Genomic DNA, 17,086 nt, shown 5'->3' on the forward strand with positions numbered 1-17,086 from the left:
TTTATAGAAGATGGAGACACCTACGATCGAGCTAAGAAACCTAAAAGTTCAGGATTATAAAGAGCTTAAACTTTCGATGATTAAGAGCTACAGCGGGATGCCAGAGGATTACTGGAGCGAAGCTGAAATAAAAACCTTAGTAACAAAATTTCCCGACGGTCAGTTTTGTATCGTTATCGATAACAAAATTGCTGGTTGCGCCCTTTCTATAATCGTAGATTACGAAAAATTTGATGAGAATCATACTTATGATGACATTATAGGAGGTGATAATTTTTCTACCCATTCCAAAAAAGGAAATGTATTGTACGGGATTGATGTTTTTATACATCCAGAATATCGAGGCAAACGTTTAGGAAGACGTTTATATGAAGCTCGAAAAGAACTCTGCGAACAACTTAACCTGAAGTCGATTGTGTTTGGTGGGCGTATCCCAAATTATGCGAAATATGCCAAAGAGCTAACACCAAAAAAATATATCGAAAAGGTGAAATTACAGGAGATTCATGATCCTGTTCTTTCTTTTCAGCTCTCCAACGATTTTCATGTTAAGAAAGTCATTAAAGGATATCTTTCTGGAGATCATGAAAGCAAAGAGTATGCAGTTTTAATGGAGTGGAATAATATTTATTATACCAAAGCTCAAAAACTTATAGAAAGTAAGAAGACTGTTGTAAGATTAGGGCTGGTACAATGGCAGATGCGTTTATTTAAAGATTTTGATGCGCTGGTTTCGCAAATTGAATTTTTTGTAGATGCTGTAAGTGATTATCAAAGCGATTTTATTCTTTTTCCTGAATTGTTTAATGCACCGCTAATGGCAGAGTTTAATCATTTAAATGAAGCTGAAGCAATTCGAGGACTATCAACTTATACTGAAAGATTATTAGAAGTTTTTATCGATTTTGCGATAAATTATAATATCAATATTATCACCGGTAGTATGCCTCAGGTAATTGGTGAGCATATGTATAATGTAGGATTTTTGTGTCGTCGCGACGGAAGTTATGAGCGCTACGAAAAACTGCATATCACTCCGGCAGAAGAATCTGCCTGGGGAATGAAAGGCGGAAGCAAATTACAAACTTTCGATACCGATTGTGGTAAGATTGGGGTGCTAATATGTTACGATGTAGAATTTCCAGAATTACCAAGACTTTTAGCCGAAGAAGGAATGAATATTCTATTTGTACCATTTATGACTGATACTCAAAATGGATATTCTCGAGTAAGAATTTGCGCGCAATCGCGAGCTGTGGAAAATGAATGTTATGTTGCGATTGCAGGCTCTGTAGGAAACTTGCCGAAAGTGAATAATATGGATATTCAATATTCGCAAAGTGCCGTATTAACACCGTCTGACTTTGCTTTTCCGGTAAACGGTGTTAAGGCTGAAGCTACACCAAACACTGAAAGTACCTTACTTGCAGATGTTGATTTGGATTTACTTAAAGAACTCCACAATTTTGGAAGCGTTCGAAATTTGAAAGATCGCAGAAAGGATCTTTATTCCATAAAACTTAAAAAATAGGATAAAACTTAATCTACTAAAAAAATAATACTTAAGTTTACCATATGAATTACAAAAACGAACGCCTTATTTCTTCAATTATTGAAGTCATTTTCATTTTGAAAAGCTGACAATAGGAGAAGATGTATACGATTTATATAAAAAAAAGCCATCTCTCGAGATGGCTTTTTTTATGCTTTGTCTAAAGTACTAATTCGACTACATTTTTTTTAAAGCTGTTGTTTTTCCTTTAAAACTAACGGTGTTTTAAGGATAATAATGTTGTTGATGTTAAATCAGTGAAAAATTGTATGTTTTTTGAATGTTTCAGCAATCGTAATGCTAAAGGTTTTAAATGTTTAATTATCAAGTGATTATAAAACAAAATCTCCGCTTGAAGACAATTAAGTAAACTAGGCTAAAATATAGAGGCATTTAGAAGACGGTAATTTTATCTAACCAGAAGAGAAAATTAGTAATGAATAATAAGTATAGTAGTATTTTAACTCAAAGTGACTCCCAACCGGCGTCACAGGCCATGCTTCATGCGATAGGCTTAACTAAGGAAGATTTCAATAAACCTTTTGTAGGAATTGCCAGTACAGGATACGAGGGCAATCCTTGTAATATGCATTTAAATGATCTCGCTAAATTGGTAAAAGAAGGAACTCTTTCTGCCGATCTTGTAGGATTAATTTTTAATACTATCGGAGTAAGTGATGGTATTTCTATGGGAACTCCGGGAATGCGTTTTTCACTACCCTCAAGAGATATTATAGCAGATTCTATGGAAACTGTGGTGAATGCTATGTCTTACGATGGTTTAGTTACAGTAGTAGGTTGTGATAAAAATATGCCGGGAGCTTTAATGGCCATGTTAAGAATAAATAGGCCTTCGGTTTTAGTGTATGGTGGTACTATTGCTTCGGGATGTCATAACGGTAAAAAACTGGATGTTGTTTCAGCATTTGAAGCTTGGGGAGCTAAAGTTAGTGGCGATATAGATAAAGAAGAGTATGATAGTGTAATTGAGAAAGCCTGTCCTGGTGCAGGAGCTTGTGGTGGCATGTATACTGCAAATACTATGGCTTCAGCAATAGAAACTTTAGGAATGTCTTTACCTTACAATAGCTCGAATCCTGCAGTAGGAGAAGAGAAAAAGACTGAAAGTGTAAGGGCAGGAGAAGCTATGAAACTTCTTATAGAGAAAGATTTAAAGCCCAGAGATATCGTAACTAAAAAATCTTTGGAAAATGCAATTCGCTTGCTAACGCTTTTGGGAGGTTCTACCAATGCAGTATTGCACTTTTTGGCTATCGCACGTTCAGCAGAAATTGATCTTGGAATCGAAGAATTTGGGAAAATCGTAGACAGTACGCCATTTTTAGCCAATTTGAAGCCAAGCGGCAAATACGCAATGGAAGATATTCATAGAATTGGTGGTATCCCCGCGGTGCAAAAATATATGCTTAAACACGGCTTGTTACATGGTGATTGTATGACGGTTACCGGAAAAACTCTAGCTGAAAATCTTGAAAATGTGCCTGATTTGGAAGAAGGTCAGGATGTAATATATCCAATCGATCAGCCAATCAAAAAGACAGGACATATTAGAATTCTCCACGGAAATTTAGCTGAAGAAGGATCTGTTGCTAAAATTACCGGAAAAGAGGGAATGAGCTTTACTGGAACAGCAAAAGTTTTTGAAAGCGAATATGAAGCAAATGACGGGATTTCTGAAGGTAAAGTAAAGAAAGGCGATGTTGTTGTGATTCGATATGAAGGTCCAAAAGGAGGTCCTGGTATGCCAGAAATGCTCAAACCAACTTCCGCAATTATGGGGGCAAAACTAGGTAAAGATGTTGCTCTTATTACAGATGGTAGATTTTCTGGTGGTACACATGGTTTTGTAGTGGGACACATTACTCCTGAAGCCCAGGAAGGCGGAATGATCGCTTTACTAAAAGATGGAGATAAAATTACAATTAGTGCAGAAGACGATTCTATACAGGTAGATCTTACTGATGCAGAGATTGAAGAAAGAAGAAAAAACTGGAAAGCACCTGCTTTAAAATTTAGCAAAGGTGTTTTATATAAATATGCGAGAACAGTTTCATCGGCATCAAAAGGATGCGTAACTGATGAGTTTTAATTTGGTGAATTATGGAAGTAAAAACAGCTAGTTTCGAAAAGACATCGGCAGATACTTCAACTACTGTTTCTGGAGCAGAAGCGGTAATTAAGTGTTTGTTAGAAGAAGGCGTAGAGACAATATATGGCTACCCAGGCGGAGCCATTATGCCGGTGTATGATGAATTGTACAAATACCAAGATAAAATTCACCACGTCCTTACTAGGCATGAGCAGGGAGCTACTCATGCTGCACAGGGATATGCGCGCGTAAGCGGTAAAGTTGGGGTTGCTGTAGCAACTTCTGGCCCTGGCGCCACTAATCTGGTTACCGGAATTGCAGATGCTCAAATAGATTCGACCCCTATGGTATGTATTACCGGGCAGGTTGGCTCGCACTTACTTGGTAGTGATGCTTTTCAGGAAACTGATATTGTAGGTATTTCTACACCAATTACTAAATGGAATTATCAGGTTACACGTGCTGAGGAAATTCCTGAAGTTATAGCAAAGGCATTTTATATAGCAAAATCTGGTCGTCCAGGGCCTGTTTTAGTCGATATTACTAAAGATGCGCAATTCGCTTCATTAGAATTCAATTATAAAAAATGTAAAGGAATTCGTAGTTATAAGCCAAACCCAGAGGTTGATTCTTCCCAGATAGAAAAAGCTGCAGAAGCTATAAATTCAGCAAAAAAGCCTTTAATCGTATATGGTCAGGGAGTAATTCTTGGTGAAGCAGAATCTCTTTTTCAGGAATTTGTAGAAAAAACAGGGATTCCTGCAGCCTGGACAATTTTAGGTGTTTCAGCATTAGGGACTAAACATCCTTTAAATGTAGGTATGGTAGGAATGCATGGAAATTATGCACCTAACGTTCTAACCAACGAATGTGATGTACTTATTGCTATTGGGATGCGTTTTGATGATAGGGTAACCGGTAATTTAGAACATTATGCTAAACAGGCCAAAGTTATCCATATGGAAATCGATCCTGCGGAAATAGATAAGAATGTAAAAGCTGATTTTCCTGTATTAGGTAATGTAAAAGAAACGCTGAAGTCACTTTTAGAATTGGTTCAGCCTAAAGAGCATAAAGAATGGCATAATAAGTTTAAAGAATTATATAAAATTGAATACGATAAAGTCATAAGCCTTAACCTTGATGTTAATAAGAAAGACATGGGCATGGCTGAAGTTATTCAGGAGATAAATAGAAATACAGATGGAAAGGCGGTAATCGTTTCAGATGTAGGACAGCATCAAATGGCGGCGTGTCGATATGCCGAATTTAAACAAACACGAAGCAATGTTACAAGTGGCGGTTTAGGAACTATGGGATTTGCCCTTCCTGCTGCTATTGGTGCAAAAATGGGAGCGCCAGAAAGAGAAGTTGTTGCCGTAATTGGAGATGGTGGTTACCAAATGACCATTCAGGAATTAGGAACAATCTTTCAAACAAAAGTTCCGGTTAAAATTGTGGTTTTAAACAACGGATTTTTAGGAATGGTGCGCCAGTGGCAACAATTATTTTTTGATCGCAGGTATGCTTCAACTGAAATGACTAATCCAGATTTTGTGACGATTGCTAAAGGATATCATATAAAAGCTAATCGCGTAACAGATCGATCTCAGCTGAAAGATGCTATTGCAGAAATGATCGATTCAAAAGAATCGTATTTCCTTGAAGTAAAAGTAGAGCAGGAAGAAAATGTATTTCCAATGGTTCCAACAGGAGCTTCTGTTTCAGATATAATTTTAGAATAATGGAAAAGAAAAATTTCACCGTTTCGATATATACCGAAAATAACCTGGGCCTGTTAAGCCGAATTGCAGCTATTTTCTTAAAAAGACATATTAATATAGAAAGTATTACCGCGTCACCCAGTGAAGTGCCAGAAGTAATGCGTTTTATTATAGTTGTTGAGGTAACCGAAGAGCAAATCAAAAAGATTGTTGGTCAGATCGAAAAGCAAATCGAAGTGATCAAAGCATTTTATCATACTGCTGAAGAGATGATCTATCAGGAAACTGCTTTATACAAAATTAAATCTTCAGACTTTTTAGATGATTTGGATGTACAGGCGTTCATAAAAGCAACAAATGCTCGCATTGTAACGGTTACACAAAAATTCTTTGTAATAGAAAAAACCGGAAAGAGGCACGAAGTAAACGAATTGTACGAAACACTTAAGCCTTATGGTTTGATGCAGTTTGTACGTTCAGGTACCATCGCGGTAACGAAAAACGAAATGCCAATAACAGGAATATTAGAACAATTTAATACTACAAATTCAATATCATGACAAACTATTTTAACAGCCTTTCTTTACGAGAAAAATTAGCCCAGCTAGGGACGTGTAGGTTTATGGAACTAGATGAGTTTAGCGATGGAGTGGCTGCATTAAAAGATAAAAAAATAGTTATTGTAGGATGTGGATCTCAAGGCCTTAATCAGGGATTAAACATGAGAGATAGTGGTCTTGATATTTCTTACGCGCTTAGAGAAGGAGCGATTAGGGAAAAAAGACAGTCTTACAAAAATGCAACTGAAAACAATTTTACAGTTGGAACTTACGAAGAGTTAATTCCATCGGCAGATTTGGTGATTAATCTTACTCCAGATAAGCAACATACAGGAGTGATTAATGCGATTATGCCACATATTAAAAAAGACGGAGTGCTATCGTATTCTCATGGTTTTAATATTGTTGAAGAAGGGATGCAAATTAGAGAGGATATTACCGTAATTATGGTAGCTCCAAAGTGTCCTGGTAGTGAAGTAAGAGAAGAATACAAAAGAGGTTTTGGGGTACCAACATTAATTGCTGTACATCCAGAGAATGACCATTTAGGTATTGGTTTAGAATGGGCTAAAGCTTATGCTTACGGTACTGGTGGTCATAGAGCAGGAGTGCTACAATCTTCATTTGTTGCTGAGGTAAAATCAGATTTAATGGGTGAGCAAACCATTCTTTGCGGATTGCTTCAAACAGGATCTATACTTAGTTTCGACAAAATGGTTGCAGATGGAGTAGAACCTTCTTATGCTGCAAAATTAATTCAGTATGGATGGGAAACTATTACAGAAGCACTTAAGCATGGCGGTATTACCAACATGATGGATCGTCTATCTAATCCTGCAAAAATTAAAGCTTTTGAAATTTCAGAAGAATTAAAAGAAATCATGCGTCCGCTTTTTCAAAAACATATGGACGATATTATTTCTGGAGAATTTAGTTCTAGAATGATGAAAGATTGGGCGAATGACGATAAAGAATTATTAGAATGGAGAGCAGCTACCGGTGAAACTGCATTTGAAAAAACCGAAGCTTCTGAAGAAGAAATTTCAGAACAGGAATATTTCGATAAAGGTGTGCTAATGGTAGCCATGGTGAAATCTGGTGTAGAACTGGCTTTTGAAACTATGGTTGAAGCTGGTATTATTGCAGAGTCTGCTTACTACGAATCTTTACACGAAACTCCGCTTATCGCAAATACAATCGCCAGAAAGAAATTGTTCGAAATGAACAGAATTATTTCTGATACTGCAGAATATGGTTGTTACCTTTTTGATCATTCCTGTAAACCACTTATCAAAGATTATGTAAATGCTTTAGATAAAGATTTAATTGGTCATAATTTTGGAACAGAAGAAACTGGAGTAGATAACCTTGAATTAATTGCGGTAAATGATGCTTTAAGACAACATCCTGTAGAAAAAGTAGGAGGTACGCTTAGAAAAGCCATGACTGCAATGAAAAGAATATATGAATAAATGATGGATACTACTGCATTGGCACAAATATATAAACCGAGTATAGAAGCTGTTAGACAGGCGTCTGAAAGAATATCTAAAGTTGTAGTTCATACTCCCTTAGCCGAATCCTTTACATACAGTAATCGTTTTGGTGCGAATATTATGTTTAAAAGGGAAGATTTACAGCAAGTACGCTCTTACAAAATTAGAGGAGCGTATAACAAGATAGCCAGTTTGCCTAAAGACCAGCTAGAGAAAGGGGTAATTTGTGCCAGTGCGGGAAACCATGCACAAGGCGTAGCATTTGCCTGCAACAAGCTAAAAGCTAGAGGTGTAATTTATATGCCAAGTACGACGCCAAGCCAAAAAGTAGCCCAAACAAAAATGTTTGGCGGAGAATGGGTAGAGGTTGCTTTAGAAGGTGATACTTTCGATGATTCCTTTAAAAATGCGACGATAAGAGCAGGAGAAGAGGATCTTGTTTTTATACATCCTTTTGACGATGAAAAAGTGATTGAAGGACAGGCAACAATAGGATTGGAGATTTTGCAACAATCCAAAGAGTCTATAGATTATGTTTTCGCACCATTAGGAGGTGGAGGTTTATTAGCTGGTGTTTCTTCAGTTTTCAAAGAATTATCTCCTAATACTAAGATTATCGGTGTAGAGCCAGAAGGAGCTCCTTCGATGTCTGCTTCTTTAAAAGAAGGGAAATTGATAGAGTTGGAAAAGATCGAACGTTTTGTAGATGGTGCAGCCGTGCAAAAAGTAGGAAGTCGAAATTTTGAAATTTGTAAGCAAAATCTAGATAAAATGGTTACGATTCCGGAAGGTAAAATATGCCAGACGATCTTAGATCTTTACAACCAGGATGCAATCGTGGTAGAACCCGCGGGAGCGATGTCGATTTCTGTTTTAGATTTTTTTGCTGAAGAAATTAAAGGCAAGAATGTGGTGTGTATCGTAAGCGGAAGCAACAACGATATTACCCGTACAGCTGAAATTAAAGAAAGAGCCTTACTTTATGCTGGTTTAAAACACTATTTCGTAGTGACTTTCCCTCAAAGAGCAGGGGCTCTACGAGAGTTTTTGGACAAGGTTTTAGGGCCAACAGATGATATTACACATTTTGAGTATTCAAAAAAGCACGAAAGGGAAAATGGACCTGCTGTGGTAGGGATCGAACTTAAGGATAAAACTGATTTTCAACCGCTGTTGAAGAGGATGAAAGACCGAAATTTTTATGGTAGATATCTTAACGATACTCCAGATTTATTTCAATTTATTATTTAGTGAAAAAAGTTTTTGAAAGTCCGTTTATAAAACCTACATTTACGTTGTGAATACACAAAATCAAATAATATTAACTGATAATCAATACCCCATGCGCCGCATGTGGTAATGTTTACATTAATCCTTTTAATTAATATTATTTGAAATCTTTACTTTGAAAAAAACACTAAACATACAGCAAATATTAGAAAGCCTTAAAAAAGGTTTACAAGATTGGATTGCCCGTTTTAACAGGCCATCAACTCCTGCTGTTGTTCTTGTTCCCGTACGCCGTCGCCGCTTTCCCCGCCGCACGTCAGTGCGTGTATAATTTTATGGAACTTAGGTGAGTCCGGTTCCCCTTTCAGTCAGAATTTCAATTTATTTTTTCAATCTTAATAATTGTTTAGCAAATGAAAATTGTCATTGCTAATAAATCTCATGCAAAATTCGCTGAGGTTATTTGTACAACTATAGAAGAATCTGCCAAAATTCGTGGCACAGGAATCGCACGTCGTACGCCAGAATATGTGATTACCAAAATGGAAAATGGTAACGCTATTATCGCTTTGGATGGTGAAAAATTTGCTGGTTTCTGTTATATAGAAACATGGAGTCACGAAAAGTACGTAGCAAACTCAGGATTAATCGTACACCCCAATTACAGAAATCAGGGACTGGCGAAAGATATCAAGAAAGCAGTTTTTGATTATTCCAGAAAAAAGTATCCAAACGCCAAGATTTTTGGTATCACTACAGGCTTAGCCGTGATGAAAATAAATTACGAATTAGGTTATCAACCTGTTACTTTTTCTGAACTCACCGATGATGACGCGTTTTGGAAAGGTTGCCAAACCTGTAAAAATTACGATATACTAACCCGTACCGAGCGTAAAATGTGTTTGTGTACAGGTATGCTTTACGATCCTGAGAAGAAGAAAAAAGAGAAAAATAAGCACGATCTCAACGAAAAAACATTTACTCGTTTAAAAAATATCAAACAAAGTCTTTTCTACAAAAAAGAAAAAAATAACCAAGATTAAAACCTACCCAAAAATGAAAAAAGTAGTTATTGCCTACAGCGGCGGATTAGATACTTCATATTGTGCAAAATCACTATCTAATGAAGGTTTCGAAGTTCATGCAGTAAGTGTGAATACCGGAGGATTTTCAAATGAAGAAGTTCAACATATCGGAGAAAACGCCAAGAAAATTGGAGCAACCACCTATAAAAATATTGATGCAGTTTCTTCATTTTATGACAAAGTAGTAAAATATTTAATTTTTGGGAATGTTTTAAAAAATAATACTTACCCGCTTTCGGTGAGTGCTGAACGAATTGTACAAGCCATCGAAATTATTAATTACGCCAAAGAGATTGGCGCTAAATATATTGCTCATGGTAGTACCGGTGCGGGTAACGATCAGGTGAGATTCGATATGATTTTCCAGATTATCGCTCCAGAAATCGAAATTATAACTCCAATTCGAGATAAACAATTAAGCCGACAGGAAGAAATTGAATATTTAAAAGCGAACGGAGTAGAAATGAACTGGGAAAAGTCTAAATATTCAGTAAACAAAGGACTTTGGGGAACTAGTGTTGGTGGTGCTGAAACTTTAACTTCTCATGAAGCTTTGCCAGAATCTGCATTTCCATCGCAACTTTCAGAAACAGAAGTTGGAAAAATTAGTCTGAGTTTTACCAAAGGTGAGCTTACCGCTATCAATGATAAAGAAGATTCACCGGAAAATAATATTCAGGTTCTTGAAGAAATCGCTAAGAAATATGCTATAGGAAGAGATATTCATGTTGGCGACACCATTATTGGAATTAAAGGAAGAGTAGGTTTTGAAGCCGCTTCAGCAACAATCATTATTAAAGCACATCATTTATTAGAAAAGCATACGCTTAGTAAATGGCAATTACAACATAAAGATTATGTGGCGAATTGGTACGGAACGCATTTACATGAAGGCCAATATTTAGATCCTGTAATGCGAGATTTTGAGGCTTTATTGCAAAGTTCTCAGGAACGAGTAACCGGGAAAGTTTTTGTGAGCCTGCATCCTTATAGATTTAATTTAGACGGAATTTCATCTCCTTACGATTTAATGAACAGCAATTTTGGTAATTATGGCGAAGAAAATAAAGCCTGGACAGCCAGCGATGCTAAAGGATTTATCAAGATTTTATCGAATGCTGGTAAGATTTACCAATCAGTAGAAAATAACTAATCGAAAAATTGGCAAACCATGATTAAAGCAGGAATTATTGGCGGTGCAGGATATACAGCAGGAGAATTGGTAAGAATTTTAACGTATCATCCAGAAGTTGAACTCGATTTTGTGTACAGTACTTCCAGGCCCGGAACTCCGGTTTCAGGAGTACACCAAGATCTAATTGGGGAAATTGATCTATTATTTTCAGGAGAAATTAATACGGAAGTTGATGTAGTTTTTCTATGTCTAGGACATGGAAATTCAGTGAAGTTTTTAGCTGAAAATACATTTTCTGCGCAAACAAAAATCGTTGATTTAAGTACCGATTTTAGAATGAAGGGTGATCACGATTTTGTTTATGGTTTACCTGAATTTAAAAAAGAAGAAATCAAAAAAGCTAATTTTATTGCGAATCCCGGCTGTTTTGCTACCGCAATAAGTCTGGCGATACTTCCGCTGGCAAAAGCAAAAAAAGTAACAGACGAATGGCATGTTAATGCAGTTACCGGAGCCACGGGAGCGGGAGTTTCACTTTCAGCAACCACACATTTTACCTGGAGAGATAATAATTTTTCGGCTTATAAATCTTTTGAACATCAGCATTTAAATGAAATAGGACAAAGTTTACAATCGCTGCAACCCTATTTTGACGCGACCGTAAATTTTATTCCGAATCGAGGAAATTTTTCACGCGGAATTCATGCAACAGCCTATACCAAGTTTTTAGGAAGTTTGGAAGAGGCTAAAGAGATTTATAACGACCAATATCAAGATGCAGCTTTTACGTTTGTAACAGAGGAAAATATTCATTTAAAGCAAGTGGTAAATACCAATAAAGCATTACTGAAATTAGAGAAATTCGACGATAAATTATTAATTACCAGTGTGATCGATAATTTATTAAAAGGAGCGTCAGGACAGGCAGTACAGAATATGAATTTACTATTTGGTTTTCCGGAAACTTCAGGATTGCATCTTAAAGCCAGTTACTTTTAGAACCAACCTCTAAAAACTAAAACCATGAAAATAGCGATTATCGGTGCAGGAAATTTAGGAAAGTCGATTGCTAAAGGACTTATCGTAAACAATGCATTTACCACACTTTATTTAACCAAGCGCGATACTGGAGCCATTAAATCTTACGAAGAATATTCGAAAGTTACGGTGACTTCAGATAACCAAGAAGCCGTTAAAAATTCAGACATCTTGATTTTTGCGGTTCAACCCCAGCAATTAGAGCGAATTCTCGAAGAAATTAAAGATCTATTAACCGAAAAACATGTATTAATTTCAACAATTACCGGTTTTAAAATTAATAGAATTGAAGCCATTATTGGCGCAGATCAGTTTATTATTCGAGCCATGCCAAATACAGCAATTGCAGTGGGCAAATCAATGACCTGCATGTGCAGTAATGAAAAAGGAGTAAAGCGAATCGCCATTGCCGAAGCTATTTTTAATCGTTTAGGTACAAGTATCATAATTAACGAAAATAAAATGCAAGCCGCTACTGTAATTTGTGCCAGCGGTATCGCTTTTTGGATGCGATTAATTCGTGCCACCACTCAGGGTGCCGTACAACTTGGTTTTGATGCTAAGGATGCTCAGGAATTAGCAATGAATACCTGTTTAGGTGCGGCAAGTTTGCTGGTAGAATCTGGGAAACATCCCGAAGAAGAAATTGATAAGGTAACCACACCAAAAGGTTGTACGATAGAAGGATTAAACGAGATGGAACACAATGGTTTAAGTTCTTCTCTAATTAAAGGTTTACAAGCCTCTTTCAAAAAAATAAATAACATTTCAGAACAATAAATATGGAGCTTTTTGATGTTTATCCATTATTTGATATCACTCCCGTAAAAGGCGAAGGCACTTATGTTTTCGATAACGACGGTAAAAAATATCTTGATCTTTACGGCGGGCATGCCGTGATTTCTATAGGACATTCGCATCCTGCTTATGTTAATGCAATTTCTAATCAAGTTCGTAAGCTTGGATTTTATTCGAATTCAATTAAAAATCCGTTACAGGTAGAACTGGCAGAAAAACTAGGCAAGTTATCAGGTTGCCAAGATTATCAATTATTTCTATGTAATTCAGGTGCCGAGGCGAACGAAAATGCTTTGAAAGTAGCTTCGTTTGCTACCGGAAAAGATCGCGTGATCTATTTTGATAATGCTTTCCACGGAAGAACATCTGGAGTGGTTGCGGTAACCGATAACGAGAATATTAAAGCACCATTTAATAAGGGTCATAAAATTACCAAAATCGCTTTTAATGACGCTGAAGCTTTAGCTGCGGAATTACAAAAAGGAGATGTTGCTGCTGTTATTTTTGAAGTGATTCAGGGTGTTGGTGGTTTGGATGAAGCAACGACTGAATTCTATCAGCAAATAGAAAAACTTGCCAAAGAAAACGGAGCAATAATTATTGCAGACGAAGTTCAGGCAGGTTATGGTAGAACTGGAGATTTTTTTGCCTTTCAGAAACATCATATTCATCCAGATATCATTTCGATTGCGAAAGGAATGGGAAACGGATTTCCGATAGGTGGCGTTTTAATCGATAAAAATATCGCTCCAAAATATGGAATGTTGGGAACTACTTTTGGTGGAAATCATTTAGCATGTGCAGCTGGATTGGCAGTGCTGAACATTCTAGAAAAGGAAAATCTGATGCAAAATGCTTCAGCGATGTTCGATTATGTTCAGGAGAAAGCAAAAGAAATTCCGCAGATAAAAAATATCAAAGGTCGCGGATTAATGATTGGTTTAGAATTCGATTTTGAAATAGCAAATCTTAGAAAGGATATGTTATATGTGCATCAGATTTTTACCGGCTCGGCTGCTAACAAAAACTTATTAAGAATATTACCGCCGCTAAATATCGAAAAACAACATTTTGATGCCTTTTTTAAAGCTTTGAAAATCAGTTTAGCTAACCAAAAAGCTCATTAATAATAAAAGATTCGTCACTCTGAACTTGATGCAGTGGCATATTCAGTAATCTTTGAATTGAAAGTCATGATGAGATTCCGTGTCATGCAAGGAATGACGAAATGGGATAAATTAGTAGATAAATATAACTCAAGAGAAAAATAAAATATTTCAATGAGACATTATACAAGCGTTCACGATATCGAAAACCTTGATGAATTAATACAAGAAGCCATTCAGCTTAAAAAAGAGAACTCGGCTGCTAACTTAGGAAAAGGCAAAACCTTAGGTTTATTATTTTTCAATTCTAGTTTACGTACACGTTTAAGTACAGAAAAAGCGGGCCGACTTTTAGGAATGGAAGTGCTTACGATGAATGTGGGAGCCGATGGATGGGCATTGGAGTTTGAAGATGGAGCGATAATGAATTCAGATAAAGCGGAACATATTAAAGAAGCCGCTGCGGTATTGTCGCAATATTGTGATGTTATTGGAGTTCGTGCTTTTCCTGGGCTAAAAGACAAAGAAAAAGATGAAGAGGAACAGGTGATTAACTCGTTTAAAAAATTTGCCAGCGTTCCTGTCGTGAATTTAGAGAGTTCAACAGGGCATCCATTACAGGCGTTGACTGATGCGATTTCGATAACTGAATTAAAAAAGAAAGATAAGCTGAAAGTAGTGTTAAGCTGGGCGCCGCATCCTAAAGCGTTGCCACAATCGGTACCCAATTCTTTTGCTGAAATGATGCAGAAAATGGATGTAGATTTTTGCGTAGCAAATCCTGAAGGTTACGATCTTAGTGATCGTGTTTTAAACGGAACGAAAGTTTATCATAACCAAGACGAAGCTTTGAAAGATGCCGATTTTGTTTATGTGAAAAATTGGAGTAGTTACGAGAAATACGGAGAAATATTGTCTACAGATCCAAATTGGACGTTTTCGAAGGAAAAATTAGCATTAACTAACGATGCTAAAGTGATGCATTGTCTACCGGTTCGACGAAATGTGATAATTTCAGATGAAGTTTTAGATAGTGAAAATTCCGCTGTAATTCATCAGGCAAATAACAGAACTTACGCAGCACAAGCTGTTTTAAAGCAAATATTGGAAGGCTTAAGTTAATCTGATGATTTGTTGATGCGTTAATTTGATAATGCGATGATTAGAATCAAGAAAATAGAAGATATATTAGAGAGTTGCTATTTTGCTATAAATCTTGAATTCTCAAATCTAATTACTAACTACTAACCACTAAAAAAATGAAACCACTAAAAGTTGTAAAAATAGGAGGGAAGTTAATCGAAGATAAAGCTAAATTCGATGAATTTCTGAAAGATTTTAAAAATCTGGAAGGGCATAAAATTCTGGTGCATGGTGGTGGAAATATGGCGACTGAGGTTTCAGAAAAATTAGGTTACGAAACCAAAATGGTAGATGGCCGGCGGGTGACAGATGCAGATACGGTGAAAGTGATTACCATGGTTTATGGCGGACTGATTAACAAAAATATTGTAGCAAAATTGCAGTCGATGGATACCAATGCGATCGGACTTTGTGGTGCAGATGGGAAAAGTATTTTATCAGTAAAAAGACCGGTTGCAGATATCGATTATGGATTTGTAGGCGATATAGAAAAAGTAAATGCTGAATTTATCGATTCATTATTGAACGATGGAGTTGTTCCCGTTTTTTCGGCGATTTCTTGTACGAAAGAAGGAGTTTTACTGAATACGAATGCCGATTCTATTGCTTCTGAAATTGCTCGCGCCATGAGTAAGTCCTACGAAACCGAATTGTATTATTGTTTTGAGAAAAAAGGAGTTTTAGCCAATGCTGAAGATGATGAATCGATAATTAAAGAAATTGACTTTTTAGAATACAAAACCTTAGTTGAAAAAAAGGTAATAACTGATGGTATGTTACCCAAACTTCAGAATTGTTTTGAAGCCTTAGAAAATGGTGTTCAGAAAATTCATTTAGGAAATCATCAGTCTTTAAAAGAAAATACAACGCATACTAAAATCATTCAATAATGGAAATAAAAGCACTTCAGCAAGAAGCACTTCAATTACTTCAAGATTTAATTGAAACGCAGTCATTTTCAGGAGAAGAAGATCAAACAGCACAGCTATTAGAACAATGGTTCGTTCAGCATAAAATTCAATATAAAAGACACTTAAATAATGTTTGGGCAACAAATCATGCTTTTGATGAAGCAAAACCTACTTTGCTCTTAAATTCGCATCACGACACGGTAAAACCAAACGCAGCCTATACTAAAGATCCATTTAAAGCAGAAATTACCGAGGGTAAATTATTCGGATTAGGAAGTAATGATGCCGGTGGTTGCTTGGTTTCTTTACTAGCGACTTTTACTTATTTTTATGATAGAAATGGTTTAAATTATAACATTATTTTTGCAGGAACGGCGGAAGAGGAAACCAATGGTAAAAACGGAATTGCCTGTATGCTACCAATAATGCCAAAAGTTGATGTGGCCATTGTAGGCGAACCAACATTGATGGATTTGGCGGTTGCTGAAAAAGGTTTGGTGGTTTTTGATGCTGTGGTAAAAGGAACGCCATCACATGCGGCGCATCCAAATATTGACAATGCGATCTATAAAACTGCGGAAGTATTGAAGTGGTTTGAAGCTGTTAAATTCCCAGAAGTTTCTAAGCAATTAGGCGAAGTGAAATTAACGGTAACCCAAATCAAAGCCGGTTCGCAGCATAATGTGGTGCCTGCAAAAGTGGATTTGGTGATAGATGTTCGGGTAAATGATTGTTATTCTAATCAAGATATTAGCGATTTTTTACAGAAAAATGCACCGGTAGATAGTATCGAACCACGCTCGTTACGATTAAATTCATCGAATATTCCGTTAGATCATGATTTGGTAAAAGCCGGTTTAGATTTAGGAATGAAAACCTACGGATCACCAACATTATCAGACCAGGCGATGCTGAAATGTTCTTCGTTGAAATTAGGCCCAGGTGATAGCAGGCGTTCCCATTCGGCAGACGAATTTATTTATGTGAACGAAGTAGAAGAGGGAATAGAAAAATATATAGTCTTATTGGAAAAGGCTTTGAAATAGCGTTGAATGGGCTGGAAAACAATAATGATCCAGTAATCGTCATGCCGGGCTCGATCCGGCATCTCATCCAAATCGTGTGAGATCCTGAATCAAGTTCAGGATGACTTCAACTTGTTTTCAAGAAATTAAACCTAATTATTTATTGATTGGGA

14 protein-coding genes are annotated in these 17,086 nt (G+C 36.6%); all 14 read left to right on the plus strand.

Translation table 11 applies throughout. The features are described 5' to 3' along the window. The first annotated feature begins 10 nt into the window (after window positions 1–10). The 14 genes from PBT91_RS06295 to PBT91_RS06360 all read left to right on the plus strand — a co-directional run bounded on the left by PBT91_RS06295 (window position 11) and on the right by PBT91_RS06360 (window position 16,934). A complete protein-coding gene (locus tag PBT91_RS06295; protein ID WP_270060926.1) occupies window positions 11–1,531 on the plus strand; it encodes a carbon-nitrogen hydrolase family protein in 1,521 nt (506 codons plus the stop codon). Between the two features lie 457 nt (window positions 1,532–1,988). After that, window positions 1,989–3,662 carry a dihydroxy-acid dehydratase gene (gene ilvD / locus PBT91_RS06300; protein ID WP_270060927.1) on the plus strand — a complete coding sequence of 558 codons (1,674 nt, stop codon included), beginning with the start codon at window positions 1,989–1,991 and terminating at the stop codon, window positions 3,660–3,662. Window positions 3,663–3,673: 11 nt separating this feature from the next. Continuing rightward, window positions 3,674–5,407 (plus strand): biosynthetic-type acetolactate synthase large subunit, encoded by a 1,734-nt coding sequence (gene ilvB / locus PBT91_RS06305; protein WP_270060928.1) that lies wholly within the window; start codon window positions 3,674–3,676, stop codon window positions 5,405–5,407. Next, window positions 5,407–5,946, plus strand: coding sequence for an acetolactate synthase small subunit (gene ilvN / locus PBT91_RS06310; RefSeq protein WP_270060929.1), 540 nt, complete (start codon window positions 5,407–5,409; stop codon window positions 5,944–5,946). The genes ilvB and ilvN overlap by 1 nt, the downstream gene beginning before the upstream one ends. Further along, window positions 5,943–7,418, plus strand: a complete 1,476-nt coding sequence (ilvC, locus tag PBT91_RS06315) for a ketol-acid reductoisomerase (protein ID WP_270060930.1) — start codon at window positions 5,943–5,945, stop codon at window positions 7,416–7,418. Before ilvN ends, ilvC begins: the two co-directional genes overlap by 4 nt. After that, window positions 7,419–8,693 (plus strand): threonine ammonia-lyase IlvA, encoded by a 1,275-nt coding sequence (gene ilvA, locus PBT91_RS06320; RefSeq protein ID WP_443089637.1) that lies wholly within the window; start codon window positions 7,419–7,421, stop codon window positions 8,691–8,693. 392 nt (window positions 8,694–9,085) lie between these two features. Continuing rightward, window positions 9,086–9,715 (plus strand): GNAT family N-acetyltransferase, encoded by a 630-nt coding sequence (locus PBT91_RS06325; RefSeq protein WP_270060931.1) that lies wholly within the window; start codon window positions 9,086–9,088, stop codon window positions 9,713–9,715. A gap of 13 nt (window positions 9,716–9,728) precedes the next feature. Continuing rightward, the gene (locus PBT91_RS06330) at window positions 9,729–10,910 is read left to right on the plus strand and encodes an argininosuccinate synthase (RefSeq protein ID WP_270060932.1); all 1,182 of its coding nucleotides are present in this window, start codon (window positions 9,729–9,731) and stop codon (window positions 10,908–10,910) included. A gap of 18 nt (window positions 10,911–10,928) precedes the next feature. Next, on the plus strand, window positions 10,929–11,891 hold the full coding sequence (argC, locus tag PBT91_RS06335) for an N-acetyl-gamma-glutamyl-phosphate reductase (protein WP_270060933.1): 963 nt from the start codon (window positions 10,929–10,931) through the stop codon (window positions 11,889–11,891). Window positions 11,892–11,915: 24 nt separating this feature from the next. Further along, the gene (proC, locus tag PBT91_RS06340; protein WP_270060934.1) at window positions 11,916–12,710 is read left to right on the plus strand and encodes a pyrroline-5-carboxylate reductase; all 795 of its coding nucleotides are present in this window, start codon (window positions 11,916–11,918) and stop codon (window positions 12,708–12,710) included. 2 nt (window positions 12,711–12,712) lie between these two features. Beyond that, a complete protein-coding gene (locus tag PBT91_RS06345; RefSeq protein WP_270060935.1) occupies window positions 12,713–13,855 on the plus strand; it encodes an aspartate aminotransferase family protein in 1,143 nt (380 codons plus the stop codon). Between the two features lie 153 nt (window positions 13,856–14,008). Continuing rightward, window positions 14,009–14,956: an N-acetylornithine carbamoyltransferase gene (locus PBT91_RS06350; RefSeq protein ID WP_270060936.1), complete on the plus strand. Its 948-nt coding sequence runs from the start codon at window positions 14,009–14,011 to the stop codon at window positions 14,954–14,956. Window positions 14,957–15,093: 137 nt separating this feature from the next. Next, window positions 15,094–15,867: an acetylglutamate kinase gene (gene argB / locus PBT91_RS06355; RefSeq protein ID WP_270060937.1), complete on the plus strand. Its 774-nt coding sequence runs from the start codon at window positions 15,094–15,096 to the stop codon at window positions 15,865–15,867. Then, the gene (locus PBT91_RS06360; protein ID WP_270060938.1) at window positions 15,867–16,934 is read left to right on the plus strand and encodes a M20/M25/M40 family metallo-hydrolase; all 1,068 of its coding nucleotides are present in this window, start codon (window positions 15,867–15,869) and stop codon (window positions 16,932–16,934) included. Before argB ends, PBT91_RS06360 begins: the two co-directional genes overlap by 1 nt. Window positions 16,935–17,086: the final 152 nt, after the last annotated feature.

The organism is Zunongwangia sp. HGR-M22, from assembly GCF_027594425.1.
Lineage (GTDB): Bacteria > Bacteroidota > Bacteroidia > Flavobacteriales > Flavobacteriaceae > Zunongwangia.